Below are 16,165 nucleotides of genomic sequence, written 5' to 3' on the forward strand. Positions count from 1 at the left end.
CGCAGGCGTGGGGTTGGTGGTGAGGGTTGCGGGCACGGCTGAATTCCTTGTTTGACGAAGCGCGCGTGAGACATTGGCGCGGCTGCCAGCATGCGAGGTCCCGGAGAACCTCGCGCAGCCGCTACGAGTTACCAGCCGGCGATGATCCGGCGGCCGCTGTCCGGTTCACCCCGTTCGGCCAGGATGGTTGCCTTCGTGTCGATCGTCGGTTCGGCCGACATGCCGGCGCGCAGCTTGCCGGCGAGCCTGCCGTCGTTGATCGCGATCTTCACCGGGATGCGCTGCACGATCTTGGTGAAATTGCCGGTGGCGTTATCCGGGGGCAGCAGCGCGAACTCGAGACCGCTGGCCGGCGACACACTGTCGACGCGGCCCTTGAGTGCCACGCCGGGAAAGCCGTCGACGGCGATCTCGACCGGCTGTCCGCTCTGCACATGGGTGAGCTGTGTTTCCTTGAAATTGGCTACGACATAGACCGCATTCAGCGGCACCACCGCCATGAGCAGCGTGCCGGCCTGCACATACTGGCCGACGCGAAGCGAACGGGCCCCGACGGTGCCGTCGACGGGCGCTGTGATCGTGGTGTAGGAGAGATTGAGTTTCGCCTGACGCAGGGCGGCCTGGCTGCTGTCGCGCTCGGCCTCCGCCTTGCCGCGCTCAGTCGTGAGCACGTCGATTGCTTTGCGGGCAGCAACCAGTGCGGCGCGATCCCGCTGGAGTTGGGCTTCGTTTTCGCCAAGGGAGGCTTCGGCCTGCTGGGCGCGTTGGCTGGTGCCGTAGCCGCTTTTCAGCAAGGTTTTATAGCGATCACCCTCCTGCTGCGCGAATTTGAGCTTCGCCTCGGTTGCGGCGACGTTGGCCTTTTGCTGTTCGACCACCGAATGCTGCAGGCCGATCTGGGCGTCGAGGTTATGCAGCGTCGCTTCGGCTGCTTCGACATTGGCTTGCGCTTGGTCGAGCGCGGTCCTGAAGTCGCGGTCGTCGATGCGGGCCAGAACCTGGCCCGCCTTGACGTGAGTGTTGTCCTCGACCAGCACCTCGGCGATGTGGCCCGAGATCCTCGGCGCGACAGTCGTATAGTCGGCCTTGACATAGGCATCGTCGGTCGATTGCAGATACTGCCCGACCGTCCAATAGTCATAGCCGTAGAGCGCAGCCGCGGTCAGGCCGGCCACCAGACCCAACCCGACAACGGTGCGTTTGATCATCGTCTTGCGGGACCGCCGCGCGGGTTTTACCTCAACCGGGTATTCCAAGGTGGCGGGGTTGACGCTTACGGTCATCGTAATCTCCTCTCACAGTCGGGCCGAGTGGCCGATTGGTGCAAGGACGATGCAACGGCAATCTTGATGTGATAATCGAGGAAAGAACGGAAGGATCATCCATTAAGAGCGGATAATCGAAATGGACAGGCTCACGAGCTTGACGGTGTTTGGCCGCGTTGTGGAATGCGGAGGCTTTTCCGCGGCGGCCCGACGCCTCAACATGTCGACGACGATGGTCAGCAACCACGTCCAGGCGCTGGAGGAAAGGCTCGGCGTTCGGCTTCTCAATCGCACCACCCGCAAGGTGAGCCTGACCGAGATCGGCCAGGCTTACTATCAGCGTTCCTCGCAGATCCTCGCCGATCTGGAGGAGGCGGACCGCGTCGCGGGAGCACTTCAGGCGACGCCGCAAGGCACGCTTCGCCTTCATTCCAGCATGAGCGTCATCCGTTTTCTGGCGCCGATCGTTTCCGAATTCGTCAACCTTTATCCGGCTGTTTCGGTCGATCTCACCGTCGGCGAAAGAATGGTCGACATGGTGGAGGAGGGCTTCGACCTTGACGTGCGTTCGCTGCCGCTTCCCGATTCAAGCCTGATCGTCCGGCGGCTGACCTCATGGCGCAACATCGTCTGCGGTTCGCCCGGCTATTTCGAACGCCATGGAACACCGCGTCGGCCCGATGACCTCGCACGCCACAATTGCATGCGCCATGCGTCATATCCTTTCGGTAACGAGTGGCGTTTCGAGGACCCCGACGGCGAGCCCGTTTCCGTCCGCGTCGATGGCAACTTATTGACCAACAGCCAGGAGACGCTCAGACGCCTTGCTCTCGACGGCCGCGGTCTGTTCATACCGCCGCCCTTCCTCGTGGCCGACGACCTGAGCGCCGGGCGCCTTGTCCGGGTGCTGGAGGAATATTCAGGAGTCGAGTTCGCGATCAACGCGTTCTATCCGCATCGTCACCATGTCTCGGCCAAGGTCAGGACTTTCATCGATCTGTTGGCCGAGCGCTTTGCCGAACACCGCAGATGGATGGAATTGAAGTACTGAACAGCAGTCCACCGTCCGCGCCGGAAAGTCGGCGGGCTGATGTCCCTTCTGATCTTCTGGCCGGCCACATGCGGGCAAGGGCCGGAGCGATTGCCAGCACCGACATGGCAAAATCCTCGATCCGGGAGGGGTCAGCGCTGAGGCAGCGCACCCGCTCATGATCCTATTATCCGCTCTTGGCGGATGATCCTTCCCAATCTTCGATGATTATCATGAGTGGGCCCAAGATGCATCGTCTTGGCGAACAGGCAAGGACCTGTTCTTGAACCCAAGTCCAGAACTCAACCTTAGGAGATTTCCATGAAAAAGATCGCTCTTGCCACCGCCGCGTTCCTGGCCATCACTGGCGCCGCACTCGCCGAGAACCCGAATGTCGGCGGTTCCGACATCAATGCGATTGCCCGGGAACAGCTCGACAACACCCACACGTCCTCGATCGCGCATAGTGCAGCCTACGAACTGCTCAATGCGGGCTCCAATGCGGCCATCGCGCAGGATCAGGCGGTCGAGCGTCGCCGGGACCTTTTCGGCAACCGTTAGACACCGGCTCCGGCCGCCGAACCCCCAAAGCAGCGGGCTCATTCGCCGCCTTCGCCTCGGGGTTCGACCGGTCGCGAAAAAAGGAGAAATGCGATGGACGCAGTCGTCAACGGCGCCGCCTTGGAGCGGGCCGAAACAAGGAGTGCACCGCGGCGGCGTGGAGTCGAGGCTCTACAGATTCTGATGGCGCGCGTCGCGGCGATCTTGGTCTGGGTCGAAGCCGGTATGGAAAGGCGCCGGAGCCGCCGCATGCTGATGGAACTCACGGACTCGCAATTGCAAGACATCGGTCTTTCTCGCGCCGACGTTGCCGGCCGAGACTGGAAAACCGATCCTTTCCGCCCTGTTCCAGCCGATGGTCGCTAAATAACCATGACAGGCATCAAGCACCCACCGGGACAAACCGGAAAGCCTTACCTTCATCAACAGGAGAAAGAACATGCAGTTCATGGTCTTGACACGTCGGCGGACGGAAAGCTTCAACGACGCGGACTACACGCCCGAGAGACTGGAAGCCGAAGCCGAAGGCGTTCGCCGACTTTTCATGGCGAGCACCGTGCGACAAATCTGGAACCGCGGCGACATGGGCGGCGCTTGTCTTCTCATGGAGGCCGAAACGGAGGAAGAGGTTCGCTCGGTGCTCAATGCCCTTCCGCTGTTCAAAAGCGGCATGCAGGAAACGGCCTCCATTGTTCCGCTACGGCCATATAGAGGCTTTGGGCCGCGGCAATAGAAGATGTCACAAGGCATGCATGGCATATGGGACCTCGGCCAAGCGATCCCTGGCTCCGCAGAGCTTCATTCCCCGCGCGTGCCTGGGAAAAGAACCGTCAGTCTTTGCTCGGCCGCCGCCCAAGCCCGCAGGTGGTAGCTGCGCAGCACGAACACGCTTGCAGCGAAGGCGAGCATCCCGGCTGCCACACCGAGAGCCATTCCGGCGCCGGCTGCCGCTGTGGCGGCTATGCCCGTAAAGACACCTGCGATGGCGCTGCTGATCACGCTCACCATTCCGGCCGTGGTCATGAAATACTGCAACGGCGATGGGCTGAGCCCCTTGTCCACGAGCACCGCCGAGCGATCGTCATGCGTGGAATGAACGAGGTAGCTTTGCATGGCGGGCGCGACTTCGACGTAGTAGTGCCGGATCCGCGCCATTCCACGGGCGTGCACCATGTCCTCGATGGCGACCTGCACGGCGCGGACGAAGGTGACCAGGCCGATGAAGAAAACGCAGGGCAGCAAGATCAGGCTGAACAGCACGAACGGCGTGCCCATTTTCGTGACCTGCGCGACGAATGACAGCGCGATCGCCGCGCTTGAGACCGACGAACAGATTGGCGCGCTGATTTGCCTCCTGAATCGTGGCCGCGCGGGCGGTCTGCAGCACAAAGTGCTCGGTTGTCATGCATTGCAGGACTACCCGCGCGTCGTTGCCTTCTTCCGCCATCCCATCCGTCCTCCGGTCGGCTCGACCACAGCGCCGCCGAAATCGCTCAGGATCGGCAAGCCGCCTTCAGTCGCGCATATGCGGGCCTGGCGGCCTTCCGTAGCCGCCCATGGAGCCACGCCGGCCCGAGAGGCTGGGTCATTCCACGCGCTCGAACACATCCAGGCTGGTCCCGAAGGCGCGCCATGCCCCAACTCTGACCATCCTGGCAGGCGCCCCTTCCGCCGATGCGGTAAGGGTCTGCCCTGCAACGGTATGCCAAAGCATCTCGAGCTTACTTTCCCGCAGAATACCGGTGTAGCTCACGGCCGCAGGCCCGGCCTTGCCCTGTCCCGCAGCCGTGAAGCCGATTACGTCGCCGCAAGCAGCGCCATGGATCGAAAGTTCCTGACCAAAGAAACTGCTGTCTTCCAACGCCGTCCTGAACGTGCCGCGGATGACGCCTTCCGCATCGTGCTCGATGATGACGGTCGAGCCGTATTGGTTTCGCCAAGTCCCGATCCAATCTGGCATGGAGCACTCCACGAGCGGTTCGGGATCAACGTGCAGGGCCCGCCCGTGTTCCGAGGCTGCCTGCGCCGCTCGGCGTCGAGGCCAACCTCTGGGCAGCGTCGCCGGGCCGAGTGCGGCGCTGATGCCGCAACAGCGCCAATTCCGGCTCCCGCGTCAGCTGACGTCGATGACGACCATCAGCCCGCCGCCGCCCTTTTGCTCGACATTGTTGTTCGTCGTGTGGTGCGGAATGTGGCAGTGGATGAGCCATTTGCCGGGTCGCCGCGCCGTCCAGACGACATCATAGCGCTGGCCCGGACCGACATTGATGGTGTCGGCGAGGAAGCGGGCCGAAGGGGGAATGGTCTCGCCGTCGCGCGCGACGACCTCGAATGGTCCGCCATGAATGTCGATCGCCGGACCACGATGGGATACGCAGTAGACCGACAATGTGGATCATACTTGAACGGATGCCACTTTCCGGCGCCGCGATTGCGAGACGGTGAGCCAAAGGGCTGAGACGAGGAAATAGAAGGCGCCGAAGCCAGCGTAGCCTGCGATGTTGGCGATCGAGGGCGGTGCGGACATCTGCGCTTGCGCGATGAAGAATGCGCCGGCGACAGCCGATTGGCCTCCGCTCAAGATCATGACCCATTGGCCTCCGGCGGTTTTCAAGCGCCGGATTGCGGTTCCGAGCTGCAGCAGACCGGAGAAGATTGCCCACGCGCCGAAAACGCCGAGAACCCAATTCATGTTCATCGCCAGCGCCATGATGACTGCAAGGGCGACCACCGAACTGACTGCAACGTTGAATGCTTGCGTAGGATTGACGGCAAGCCCGCCGTTGCGGGAAGCATCGACATAATTGGCGGCTGCATCCCAGGCAGGATAGGCAATAAGCAAGACAGCCGCGATGGACGCCGACTGCCGGCCGACCGTCAAAGCGACCACGACCCAGACGACGGAAAAGGCCGCACGGGCGAGGTAATACAGCTTGAGCCACTTGTGCTGGTCATTTGAAGCAACCTCAACGCGATCGCGTCTCATTGGATATCCTTCGGGTATGGTTCAATGTTTGTCCGATGCACCTCGGCGACCACAGGTGGCCGAGGCGCTTGTCAAAGAGGGCTGTTTCACCCTCATAGCCTTCACTATCCGCCCGCCTTCCTCCGAGAGGCGGCGCCAGGTGCAGGCCACAGCCGTCGGCGAATGCGCCGCTCCCGGTGCATGGGAAACGCTCCGGCATTTCGGACGAGCGGTAGGCCTTCACTGTCGCGTTCGTCCGCGCCGAACCGCTCAGCGTATCTTTCGCCAGCGCCGCCGTGACGATCGACAGCCTGCGAACGAGCGGCGACCTGGCTCACATGGGCGGGACCACGCCATTTTTGCCGACGACGACCTGATGACCGATCGTTCCGCTTGCGGCCTTCTCGCCCGCTATGAAGACGACGGCACCCGGGACCAGATCATCCTGGGTTGCCGGAGCGAGGGTCACGACGGGGGTGCCATCCGGGATCGCGATCTTCTTTTCCTTGCCTTGGTAGGAAACGGTCACGGTGCGCCCGTCGACGTCCTTGACGGCATCGGCGACTGTTGCATTGGTCATGCTGCTGTCAGGCTTCAGATCCCACCCGTAGCTTCCCTCACCTGCGCCTTTCAGCGCGGGCGGGAAGATCAGGACTTCCAGAGCGCCGTCACCGCCCTTGTCCTTCGGCAGCGAGGCAATTCCGACGAAATCGCCTGGCTTGATATCGGCCACCTTCGCAGCAGCGACGGCGGATATCTTCCAGCCATCAGCCAGGACAACGTCAACAGTCTCGCCTTCCCGCGTGTTGACCCTCAGCGTCGAAGCGCTGAAGCTCACCACGCTGCCCCTGATGTGGATCTGCTCGGCCTCCCGGCTTTGAGCCTGAGCGGGCGCCGTGATGGCGTAGGTCGCCGGGATACCGATGACCAAGAGAGCCGAGAGGAGTTTGTGAAACATAGGGAATTTCTTTACCTACTAGTTGGTAGTTTACCGCGGCGCATTTGTCGATGCTCTTGTCGGGGCGACCCGTCGCTTAGCCGCCCGGCACTGATATCATTCGGGCTTCAGCCTCCGCAGGGTCGGGTCGAGAATTGTAGCGAAGACGCCAGGCTTTCCGTATGCCCGAGCCGATAGCATGGCGCCATGAACGGTGGCCATGAGCGCCTCTGCCTCCACCCGCGCCGGACCAGAGATTTTCAGGGAGCCTTGCTGTTCGCCGCGTTCGATGACCGACGTCAGCCACGCCGAGAGAAACTGAAAATACGCCCGTACCTCCGAGACGACCTCGTTCGGAAGCGCTGGAAGTTCGCTTGCCAGCAGCGCACATACGCAGAACGGGATGCTTGCATCCTCGATGCATCTGGCCCAATAACCCGCGTAGGCCTGAACGAGTTCGAGCGGTTCAGGCACGCTGCGCTCGAGATCGGCCATGCCGGCTTCGGCGTTCTCGCGGTAACGCGACACAAGCGTACGCACCAGATCGACCTTGCTGGGGAAGTGGTGGTGGATGCTGGCCTTGCGTATGCCGACCACGGCCGCGATGTCTGCGTAGCTGAATCCATTATAGCCGCCGGCGATGATCAGCTTTTGTGCGGAGGCCAAAATCTCGTCAGATGTCGTTGAAAAGTTGCTCATGCGATCTGTCTACCTTCTAGTAGGCAGACTGTCAAGCAGACGGATACCCCGCGCAATTAACGGGAGAGCGTCGCGCGGCAATCCCGAGCTTTTCCTGCAAAGCAGTCAACCAGCAGGCTGCCCGGCCGGCTGAGGATCAACGGCTATTTCGCAATTTTTCGATCACGGTCGAGCATTAATGTTTTCGGCAACACGGGACATTGCCCGGCCGCCCTCGTACCAGCCTTTGGAGCGGTTCACGATCCAGACCACGGTGAGCATGACCGGCACTTCGATCAGCACGCCGACGACGGTGGCGAGCGCCGCCCCCGACTGAAAGCCGAACAGGCTGATGGCGGCGGCGACCGCCAGTTCGAAGAAATTCGAAGCGCCGATCAGGGCCGAGGGGCCGGCGACGCAATGCTGTTCGCCCGAGACACGGTTGAGCAGGTAAGCGAGCCCTGAATTGAAATAGACCTGGATCAGGATCGGCACGGCCAGCAGCGCGATGATCAGCGGCTGCGCCAGGATCTGCACGCCCTGAAATCCGAACAGCAGCACAAGCGTGGCAAGCAGGGCTATGAGCGAGAGCGGCTGAAGCCGCTCGAGAAATCGCTTCAAGGCGGCTTCGCGGCCCGCGGCGAGCAGCCGCCGACGCAGGAGTTGGGCGCCGATGACCGGCACGACGATGTAGAGCGCGACGGAGAGGACGAGGGTATTCCAGGGTACGGTGATGGCCGAGAGGCCGAGCAGCAAGCCGACGATCGGCGCGAAGGCGAAGATCATGATGGTGTCGTTAAGTGCGACCTGGCTCAGCGTGAAATGCGGTTCGCCTTTCGTCAGGTTCGACCACACGAAGACCATCGCCGTGCAGGGCGCGGCCGCCAAGATGATAAGGCCGGCGATATAGCTGTCGATCTGGTCGGCCGGCAGATAAGGCCGAAAGAGATACCCTATGAACAGCCAGCCGAGCGCCGCCATCGAGAACGGCTTCACCGCCCAATTGACGAACAGTGTCACACCGATTCCGCGCCAATGCTCCTTCACATGGCCGAGCGCGGCGAAGTCGATCTTGACCAGCATCGGCACGATCATCAGCCAGATCAGTGCCGCGACCGGCAGGTTGACCTTGGCAATCTCGGCCTCGCCGACGGCGTGGAAGACGCCTGGCATGAGACGGCCGAGCGCGATGCCGGCGAGGATGCACAGCGCCACCCACACGGTCAGGTATTTCTCGACGAAACCAATGCCGCCGCCCGCGCTCAAAGCGTGATCGTTCATGATACTTTCCTTGCTCAGCCGGCTTTCGGAAGGTTGAGTATCGCCTCGGCGATGATCGACCTTGCCGAATTGCCCGTGCAGAGGAAAAGAACGTTGTATGGCTCGCTCATGGCGGATGCCTCCTTCTAACACTTGCAGGTGACCGCCTGGATCACGGGCCGACAGAGTTCCGGCGCGCCATTGCAGCAGTCTTCCATGAGATAGGCGAGCAGATCGCGGAATCCGGTCATGTCGGCAACATAGCGGATTGTGCGACCATCGCGCTCGGCGCGGACGAGGCCGGCATGGTCAAGAACCTTGAGGTGCGCCGACATCGTGTTCTGCACGATGTCGAGGCGATAAGCGACCTCGCCGGCGGGGGTCCCCCCGGCGCCCGCCTGGACAAGCAGGCGAAAGACCTCGAGCCTTGTATCCTGGCCGAGTGCCGCCAAAGCGAGGAGAGCTGATTTTTTATCCACGTATCTATAAATCCAGAACTAAGGCTTCGTAGTGCCGACATATGACAGCCGGATGACAATAGGCAAGCGCGCTCATCGCGTTTGAAGCTGGGGCAGAAGTTCGGGAACCGCAAAGCGGGCGCCGACCAAATCTCGGATATTCATTGCCGCGATCATTCCTGAGACCGGCGACAAAAGATGCGTGACTTTCGAGACAGGCATTCGGTTCGCTCAACCCACTCGTTGCGGCGTCCGCCGCCAGCCGTTAAACAGAGACTGACACACGAGCGTGAGAAGCAGCCGTGAGCGAGCCGACGCAGCGAATGGTCGAGACCAACGGCATCCGCCTCAACGTCGCGGAGCAGGGCGATGGCCCTTTGGTGCTCTTGTGCCACGGCTTTCCCGAATCCTGGTATTCGTGGCGCCATCAATTGAGTGCGCTCGCGGCGGCGGGCTTTCACGCCGTCGCCCCCGACATGCGGGGCTATGGCAAGAGCGATCGGCCGGAGGCGGTCGAACAGTATACGCTCTTCCATCTGGTCGGCGACATGGTGGGCCTTCTAGATGCCCTCGAAGCGCCCACCGCCATCATCGCCGGCCACGACTGGGGCGCCGTCGTCGCCTGGCACGCGGCGCTGATGCGCCCGGACCGGTTCCAAGCCGTCATCGGCCTCAGCGTGCCGTTCCGACCGCGCGCCAAGATGCGCCCGACCAGCCTGATGCCGCGAACGACGGACTCGCAATTCTACCAGCTCTATTTCCAGCAACCCGGCATTGCCGAGGTCGAACTGGAACGGGACCCCCGGACCACGGTGCGGGCCATGCTTTACGCCGCATCGGGGGATGCCTCGGGCACGAGCGCGGGTGGAATCGGCATGGTTCCATACGGCGGAGGCTTTCTGCAAGCCGTCGAGGCGCCGCCGGGCCTGCCGCCCTGGCTCAGCCAAGGCGACCTCGATTTCTACGCCGGCGAGTTCCAGCGCACCGGTTTCGCCGGAGGTCTCAACTGGTACCGCAATATCGACCGGAACTGGCAGCTGATGGCGCCCTTTGCGGGCGCGCGTATCAAGGTTCCCGCGCTCTATATAGCGGGCGACCGCGATCTGGTGGTCGCCTTCCCCGGAATGGATCAGCTGCTGGCCAATCTCGGAAATTTCGTCCCGCAACTCCGCGATATGTTGATGCTGCCCGGCTGCGGGCACTGGACGCAGCAGGAACGCCCGGACGAGGTCAACGCCGCGATGATCCATTTCCTCCGGAGCGTGCGGGAACAGCGCTGATCCGAGGACACGACCGGAGCGGAAATCATGGAGATGAGCGTAAAGAGATTTTTTGAACGCTATCAGCGGTTTTTCAAGGAGTCGCTTGGCGGCGGCATGGATATGGATGAGGCGGCGTCGCTCTACACGTCGGAGTTCATAGCCGCCTCGCCTGCCGGCGTCGTGACCGGAAAGAACGACGATCAACTCAAGCAAGTCATGACCCAGGGCTATGCCCACTACCGGGCAATCGGAACGAAAGAGATGCGGATACGCGACATCGGCATCTCGCCGATCGACGAGCATCATTGCGTTGCCCATGTTGCATGGACCGCGACCTACGCCCGCAAGGGCCAAGCGGATGTCGGGATAGATTTCGACGTTCACTACCTTGTCCGGAAACTCGACGGGGAGCCGAAGATATTCGGATGGGTGTCGGGCGATGAGCAGGCGCTGTTAAGGACGCACGGCATTATCTGAGGTCCGCCGCTCCCATTCCCGGTTGTGCTCAGCCCCGTCCTCGGCTTCTGTGTGGTGGCCATCATTGGCTGTGTTTTCGAAGCGCGTCGACAATGACCTTGAAGGCCGGCGAGTTCTGGCGACTGCTCGGATAGTATAGGTAATAGCCGGCGAATTTCGGCGACCAATCGTCGAGCACGAGTTGCAGCCGGCCGGCGGCAACATGCGCCGTGACCAGATCCTCGGGCACATAGGCAAGCCCGTAGCCGGCAATGGCGGCGTCGACCATCGGCAGGGTCGAGTTGAACACGAGCTGGCCATCGACGCGCACGCGCAGAGCCTGGCCGGCCTTCTGGAATTCCCAGGCATAGAGGCCACCGGCGCTGGTCATGCGCAGGTTGATGCAATTGTGGCCGATCAGGTCCTGCGGCGCCTTCGGCACGCCACGTCCGGCGATGTAGGCCGGCGACCCTACGGCAACAAGCCGCCAGTCCGGCCCGATGCGCACGGCGATCATGTCCTTCTCCACGCTTTCGCCAAGCCGCACGCCAGCATCGAAACCATCCTCGACAATGTTGCGCAATCCGTTGTCCCGGCTGAATTCGAGCTTGATGTCAGGATAGTCGGCAAGGACGGGCCGCAGTTTCGGCCAGACCAGCTGCTCGAGCGCATGATCGGAGACGGTGATGCGCACGGTCCCCGAGGGTTTGTCGCGATAGGCCGTCAGCGCCGCGATGTCGGTTTCGATATCGACGATGCGCGGTGCCAGGGATTGACGCAACCGCTCCCCCGCCTCGGTCGTCGAGACACTGCGCGTCGTTCGCGCCAGCAGCCGCAGGCCCAGGCGCGTTTCGAGCCGCTTGATGGTGTGGCTGAGGGTCGATTGAGTAATACCGATCTTGGCGGCGGCCTTGGTGAAACTGCGCTCCTCGGCCACCATCAGGAACCACAGAAGATCGTTGAAGTTTTCGCGCATGGCCTTCTGCCCCGCTGAATACGGCCCGACGTTATTTATGGCCTGCATCGATAAGTTCAAGCGACTTTCAGCCGCTAATCATTCCAATAGTCCGGCGCTATCTCCTGTCGCGAACAGGCCGCCGATGCGTTTTCCGGCGGCCGGCTTTTTGTGCGTGGTGACGGCTGATGGAAACGACTTACGACGACAGGCTGGTGAAGCCTCGGGCAGCATGGGGTGCGGTGTTCTCGATGACGCTTTGCGTCGCCGTCCTCATCGCTTCCGAGTTCATGCCGGTCAGCTTGCTGACGCCGATCGCCGACGGGCTCGGCATCACCGAAGGCCGGGCGGGACAGGCGATCTCGGTCTCCGGCATCTTCGCGGTCCTCACCAGCCTGTTCATCGCCGGCCTGACGCGGCATATCGACCGCAAGCTGGTGCTGACGTCGTTCTCGCTGCTGCTCGCCGTGTCCGGCTTGGTGGTGACCTTTGCGCCCAACTATGCCGTGCTGATGATCGGCCGCGTCTTGCTCGGCATTGCCATCGGCGGTTTCTGGTCGATGTCCACCGCGATCGTGATGCGCCTCGTGCCGGAGGACTCCGTGCCCGAGGGCCTGGCGATGATCAACGCCGGCAACGCCGTCGCGGCAACCATATCGGCGCCGCTCGGAAGCCTGCTCGGCGATTATGTCGGCTGGCGCGGCGCGTTCTTCCTCGTGGTGCCGTTGGCCCTCTTTGCCCTTGTCTGGCAAAGCCTCAGCCTGCCTGCGCTGCCGCCACGCGGCCGCAAGGCGTCGGGCAATGTCTTCCGGCTGCTGCTGCGCCGTCAGGTCGCGCTCGGCATGGCCTCGATCCTGTTGCTCTTCATGGGCCAGTTCGCGCTCTTCACCTATCTCAGGCCTTTCCTGGAAACCGTGACCGGTGTCGGCGTTTCGGCGCTCTCGGCGATCCTGCTCGTGATGGGACTAGCAGGCGTCGCCGGCACCTGGACCATAGGCCGGCTGCTCAAGACGCGGCTCTACAGCATCGTCATCATCATTCCGCTGGCCATGGCGCTGCTGGCCGTCGCATTGATCGTGCTTGGATCGATGCCGATGGCCGTCACCGCGTTGCTCGTCGGCTGGGGCTTTTTCGGAACCGCGGCGCCGGTCGGCTGGGGCACCTGGCTGAGCCGCGCGCTGCGCGACGATGCCGAAGCCGGCGGCGGCTTGCAGGTCGCCGTCATCCAGTTCGCCATCACGCTCGGCGCGGCGGGCGGCGGCCTGCTGCTGGACACGCTCGGCTGGCGAAGCCCCTTCGCACTTGGCGCGGTGCTGCTTGTGGGATCCGCGCTGGCCGCGGCGGCAGCCGCCCATGACCACTGCAAGGGCGCACCATGACACGCAGCCACATGACGCGCCGCGCCGCGGTTGCCGCCGCACTGGCAGCCGCGTTCGCGCCCTCCGCCGCGCCAGGCCAAGCCCGCGGAACGGACGGACAGGAGAAACCGTTGATGAGGATTGCTATTGAAGTGGACGCGATGCGCCTGACGGCCTCCCTGTTCGACAATCCGAGCGCGCAGGATTTCGCCGCGATGCTGCCGCTCGACCTGACACTGGAAGACTACGCATCCGTCGAGAAGATCGGCTACCTGCCGCGCAAATTGCGGATCGAGGGCAGCGGCCCGTTCGACAGTGAGGCCATCGGCGACATCGCCTACTACGCGCCCTGGGGCAATCTCATCTTCTTTTATGGCCCCTACCGGTATTCGCGCGGCCTGATCCGGCTCGGCCGGCTCGACAGCGGTATCGCACCGCTGCTGCGCGGCGGACGCTTCAACATACGCATAGAACGCCTGACATAGGCTCAAGGAGAAAACGATGCTCGGAACAGTTCTCTACGGTGCCGGCGACATCCGCTGCGAGGAAGTGGCGGAGCCCGAAATCCTTCATCCCACCGACGCCATCCTCAAGCTCTCGGCCACCTGCATCTGCGGCTCCGACCTGTGGCCCTATCGCGGGCTCCAGCCGCTGAACGAACCGATGCATATGGGCCACGAATATTGCGGCGTGGTGGTGGAAGTGGGCAGCGCGGTGAGAACGGTGAAGCCCGGCCAGTTCGTCGTCGGCTCGTTCTGCACCTCCGACAACACCTGCCCGCATTGCCGCTTCGGCTTCCCCTCGTCCTGCGAGCAGCGCGAGTTCATGAGCCGGGCGCAGGCGCCGATGCTGCGCGTGCCGCTTGCCGACGGCACGCTGGTCGCCACCCCCGGCATGCCCGAGGACGACCTGATCCCGAGCCTGCTGGCGGCATCGGATGTGCTTGGCACCGGCTGGTATGCCGCCGACGCCGCGCGCGTCGAGCCCGGCGCGACCGCGGTCGTCGTGGGTGACGGCGCGGTCGGGCTGATGGGCGTGCTCGCGGCCAAGCAGATGGGCGCGGAGCGCATCATCGCCATGAGCCGCCACAAGACGCGCCAGGATCTCGCGCTCGAATTCGGCGCCACCGATATCATTTCGGAGCGCGGCGATGACGGCGTGGCGCGGATCAAGGAGCTGACCCGCGGCGTCGGCGCGGAATCCGTGCTGGAATGCGTCGGCACGCAGGAATCCATGATGCAGGCGATCAACTGTGCCCGCCCCGGCGGCTCGATCGGCTTTGTCGGCGTGCCGCATGGCGTCCAGCTCGACGGCCAGGGCCTCTTCTTCGCCCAGAAGAGCCTGCTCGGCGGCCCCGCGCCCGTGCGCCGTTTTCTTCCGCATCTGATGGATCTGGTGCTGGAGCGCAAGATCAATCCCGGCAAGGTCTTCGACCTGACCCTGCCGCTGGCCGATGTCGCCGAGGGCTACCGCGCCATGGATGAGAGGCGGGCGATCAAGACGCTGCTTCGTCTGTAAGCGCCGCACTGCGTTCAGCCCACAAATGCAGGGGAGCAAACCTTAAGGAGACCAAAATGAAGAAAATCCTGACAGCAACGGCCGCGAGTGTGGCGGGAACCATGCCCGTGCAGGCGCAGGGCATCGAAATCCGGACAAACGGCAGCACGCCGGCGGTGATCGGAGCGGCAGAAAACTTTACCGGGCAAGCGGTCATCACTGCGCTGTTTCCCGCCACCGAGATAACGCGCGCAAGCACGGGGCTGGTGAACTTTGCTCCCGGAGCGCGCACCGTCTGGCACACCCATCCTGCCGGTCAATTGCTGATCGTCAGATCAGGCCAAGGCTGGATTCGCGAAGACGGCAAGGAGGCCCTCGTCATCAATCCAGGCGACGTCGTCTGGATTCCCGCCGGGGTGAAGCACTGGCATGGCGCAACCGCCACCAGCCCGATGGCCCATATCGCGTTGAGCTACATGCATGACGGCAAGAATGTCGACTGGCTGGAGCCTGTCTCCGACGAGCAATACCGCTGACCGTACGCAGGAACGAAAGGCATCATCATGAAACCTTCAACCATTCTCGCACTCGCTTTGTCGATGGGGGCTGCCGACGCTGCGGCGCAGACTGGGTCGCAGACCGGCAGCCTGCCTCCAGAGGATTTGCAGGCCGTCTCGCCCGCCCTTGCGCGCTATGCGACGGACAAGCTTGCCAATGACGTTTGGAAGCGCCCCGGCCTGTCGCGGCGCGATCGCAGCATCGTCACCATCGCGGCGGTGGTCACCCGCAACCAGGGCATACTCCTGCCGGAGCAGTTGAGCCTCGCCCTCGACAGTGGCGTGAAGCCGGCCGAGATCTCGGAGATGATCACGCATCTTGCCTTCTATGCCGGGTGGGGCAACGCGATGGCAGCCACGGCGATCGCCAAAGCGGTGTTCGAGGCACGCGGCATCGGGCCGGACCAGCTCCCCAAGGCTGTCGTCGATTTGCTGCCGCTCGACGAAAAGGCGGAGGCCGATCGTGCCGCACGGGTCGAGCAAGGCACGGGACCGGCGTCGCCGGGCCTGGTGCGCGACACGACGGAAGTGCTGTTTCGCGACTTGTGGCTGCGTCCCGACCTCGCGCCGCGCGACCGCAGCCTGGTGACGGTCAGCGCACTGGTCGCCGCCGGGCAGGTGGAGCAGATTCCCTACCATCTCAACAGGGCCATGGATAATGGACTGACGCGCGCCGAGGCCTCGGAGGTGATCAGTCATCTCGCCTATTACGCGGGATGGCCAAACGCTTTCTCGGCAGCCCCGGTCGCACGCTCCGTATTCGAGAAGCGCTCCGCCGACTGATCATTTTCGACCGTAACGACCCTGCCGTTCGAGCCGCGCGGCCTGACGCGGCCAAGTGGCGATGCGGCGAGCATCTGGAGACTGCCCAGCGCAAATTCAGGGCGGTCTGGCGGATCGAGGCCGAAAGCCGACGCGGGCGGCAT

20 protein-coding genes and 2 pseudogenes are annotated in these 16,165 nt (G+C 63.1%); 11 read left to right on the top strand and 11 right to left on the bottom strand.

Features of this window, described 5'->3' with window-relative positions; translation table 11 throughout:
* Positions 1–128 precede the first annotated feature (128 nt).
* Positions 129–1,283 carry an HlyD family secretion protein gene (locus FJ428_RS09445; protein WP_140879330.1) on the bottom strand — a complete coding sequence of 385 codons (1,155 nt, stop codon included), beginning with the start codon at positions 1,281–1,283 and terminating at the stop codon, positions 129–131.
* Positions 1,284–1,404: 121 nt separating this feature from the next.
* Here FJ428_RS09445 and FJ428_RS09450 point away from each other — a divergent pair, with 121 nt between their 5' ends.
* From FJ428_RS09450 to FJ428_RS09465, 4 genes are all read left to right on the top strand, one after another.
* Positions 1,405–2,316, top strand: coding sequence for a LysR family transcriptional regulator (locus FJ428_RS09450; protein ID WP_140524242.1), 912 nt, complete (start codon positions 1,405–1,407; stop codon positions 2,314–2,316).
* Between the two features lie 300 nt (positions 2,317–2,616).
* Positions 2,617–2,856 (top strand): DUF680 domain-containing protein, encoded by a 240-nt coding sequence (locus FJ428_RS09455; RefSeq protein ID WP_140554644.1) that lies wholly within the window; start codon positions 2,617–2,619, stop codon positions 2,854–2,856.
* Positions 2,857–2,949: 93 nt separating this feature from the next.
* Positions 2,950–3,222, top strand: coding sequence for a DUF1127 domain-containing protein (locus tag FJ428_RS09460; protein WP_224519053.1), 273 nt, complete (start codon positions 2,950–2,952; stop codon positions 3,220–3,222).
* Between the two features lie 73 nt (positions 3,223–3,295).
* Positions 3,296–3,589: a muconolactone Delta-isomerase family protein gene (locus FJ428_RS09465; protein WP_140547678.1), complete on the top strand. Its 294-nt coding sequence runs from the start codon at positions 3,296–3,298 to the stop codon at positions 3,587–3,589.
* Positions 3,590–3,654: 65 nt separating this feature from the next.
* On the opposite strand, the gene FJ428_RS09470 is transcribed toward FJ428_RS09465, so the two are convergent.
* From FJ428_RS09470 to FJ428_RS09510, 9 genes and pseudogenes are all read right to left on the bottom strand, one after another.
* A complete protein-coding gene (locus FJ428_RS09470; protein ID WP_224519052.1) occupies positions 3,655–4,131 on the bottom strand; it encodes a hypothetical protein in 477 nt (158 codons plus the stop codon).
* Between the two features lie 310 nt (positions 4,132–4,441).
* Positions 4,442–4,816: an avidin/streptavidin family protein gene (locus tag FJ428_RS09475; RefSeq protein WP_140879331.1), complete on the bottom strand. Its 375-nt coding sequence runs from the start codon at positions 4,814–4,816 to the stop codon at positions 4,442–4,444.
* A 153-nt stretch (positions 4,817–4,969) separates the two neighbouring features.
* Positions 4,970–5,203 (bottom strand): annotated as a pseudogene (locus FJ428_RS09480) (multicopper oxidase domain-containing protein); the annotation flags it as partial.
* Between the two features lie 48 nt (positions 5,204–5,251).
* Positions 5,252–5,842 carry a DUF308 domain-containing protein gene (locus FJ428_RS09485; RefSeq protein ID WP_140879332.1) on the bottom strand — a complete coding sequence of 197 codons (591 nt, stop codon included), beginning with the start codon at positions 5,840–5,842 and terminating at the stop codon, positions 5,252–5,254.
* A 313-nt stretch (positions 5,843–6,155) separates the two neighbouring features.
* On the bottom strand, positions 6,156–6,779 hold the full coding sequence (locus FJ428_RS09490; RefSeq protein WP_140879333.1) for a hypothetical protein: 624 nt from the start codon (positions 6,777–6,779) through the stop codon (positions 6,156–6,158).
* Positions 6,780–6,875: 96 nt separating this feature from the next.
* Positions 6,876–7,457 carry a TetR/AcrR family transcriptional regulator gene (locus FJ428_RS09495; protein WP_140559083.1) on the bottom strand — a complete coding sequence of 194 codons (582 nt, stop codon included), beginning with the start codon at positions 7,455–7,457 and terminating at the stop codon, positions 6,876–6,878.
* 162 nt (positions 7,458–7,619) lie between these two features.
* Positions 7,620–8,684, bottom strand: coding sequence for an ACR3 family arsenite efflux transporter (gene arsB / locus FJ428_RS09500; protein WP_181167276.1), 1,065 nt, complete (start codon positions 8,682–8,684; stop codon positions 7,620–7,622).
* A 65-nt stretch (positions 8,685–8,749) separates the two neighbouring features.
* Positions 8,750–8,827, bottom strand: a pseudogene (locus FJ428_RS09505) (arsenate reductase ArsC); the annotation flags it as partial.
* 15 nt (positions 8,828–8,842) lie between these two features.
* On the bottom strand, positions 8,843–9,175 hold the full coding sequence (locus tag FJ428_RS09510; RefSeq protein WP_140554651.1) for a metalloregulator ArsR/SmtB family transcription factor: 333 nt from the start codon (positions 9,173–9,175) through the stop codon (positions 8,843–8,845).
* 302 nt (positions 9,176–9,477) lie between these two features.
* Here FJ428_RS09510 and FJ428_RS09515 point away from each other — a divergent pair, with 302 nt between their 5' ends.
* Positions 9,478–10,434, top strand: a complete 957-nt coding sequence (locus FJ428_RS09515) for an alpha/beta hydrolase (protein ID WP_263486742.1) — start codon at positions 9,478–9,480, stop codon at positions 10,432–10,434.
* A gap of 27 nt (positions 10,435–10,461) precedes the next feature.
* Positions 10,462–10,893: a nuclear transport factor 2 family protein gene (locus FJ428_RS09520; RefSeq protein ID WP_140879335.1), complete on the top strand. Its 432-nt coding sequence runs from the start codon at positions 10,462–10,464 to the stop codon at positions 10,891–10,893.
* 61 nt (positions 10,894–10,954) lie between these two features.
* Here FJ428_RS09520 and FJ428_RS09525 read toward each other — a convergent pair whose 3' ends face one another.
* Positions 10,955–11,848, bottom strand: a complete 894-nt coding sequence (locus tag FJ428_RS09525) for a LysR family transcriptional regulator (protein ID WP_140554653.1) — start codon at positions 11,846–11,848, stop codon at positions 10,955–10,957.
* Between the two features lie 167 nt (positions 11,849–12,015).
* Between FJ428_RS09525 and FJ428_RS09530 the strand changes: the two genes are divergently transcribed.
* The 5 genes from FJ428_RS09530 (at position 12,016) to FJ428_RS09550 (ending at position 16,022) form a co-directional block, all read left to right on the top strand.
* Positions 12,016–13,206 carry an MFS transporter gene (locus FJ428_RS09530; RefSeq protein WP_140879336.1) on the top strand — a complete coding sequence of 397 codons (1,191 nt, stop codon included), beginning with the start codon at positions 12,016–12,018 and terminating at the stop codon, positions 13,204–13,206.
* Positions 13,207–13,319: 113 nt separating this feature from the next.
* Positions 13,320–13,670 (top strand): cyclophilin-like fold protein, encoded by a 351-nt coding sequence (locus FJ428_RS09535; RefSeq protein ID WP_318012490.1) that lies wholly within the window; start codon positions 13,320–13,322, stop codon positions 13,668–13,670.
* 16 nt (positions 13,671–13,686) lie between these two features.
* Entirely contained in the window at positions 13,687–14,703 is a 1,017-nt protein-coding gene (locus FJ428_RS09540) for a zinc-dependent alcohol dehydrogenase family protein (RefSeq protein ID WP_140563695.1), read from the top strand.
* Positions 14,704–14,759: 56 nt separating this feature from the next.
* Positions 14,760–15,218, top strand: a complete 459-nt coding sequence (locus FJ428_RS09545) for a cupin domain-containing protein (protein ID WP_140563697.1) — start codon at positions 14,760–14,762, stop codon at positions 15,216–15,218.
* 63 nt (positions 15,219–15,281) lie between these two features.
* The gene (locus FJ428_RS09550; protein ID WP_348641189.1) at positions 15,282–16,022 is read left to right on the top strand and encodes a carboxymuconolactone decarboxylase family protein; all 741 of its coding nucleotides are present in this window, start codon (positions 15,282–15,284) and stop codon (positions 16,020–16,022) included.
* The last annotated feature ends 143 nt before the right edge of the window (positions 16,023–16,165 follow it).

Source organism: Mesorhizobium sp. B2-8-1 (assembly GCF_006440955.1).
In the GTDB taxonomy this organism is placed as follows: domain Bacteria; phylum Pseudomonadota; class Alphaproteobacteria; order Rhizobiales; family Rhizobiaceae; genus Mesorhizobium.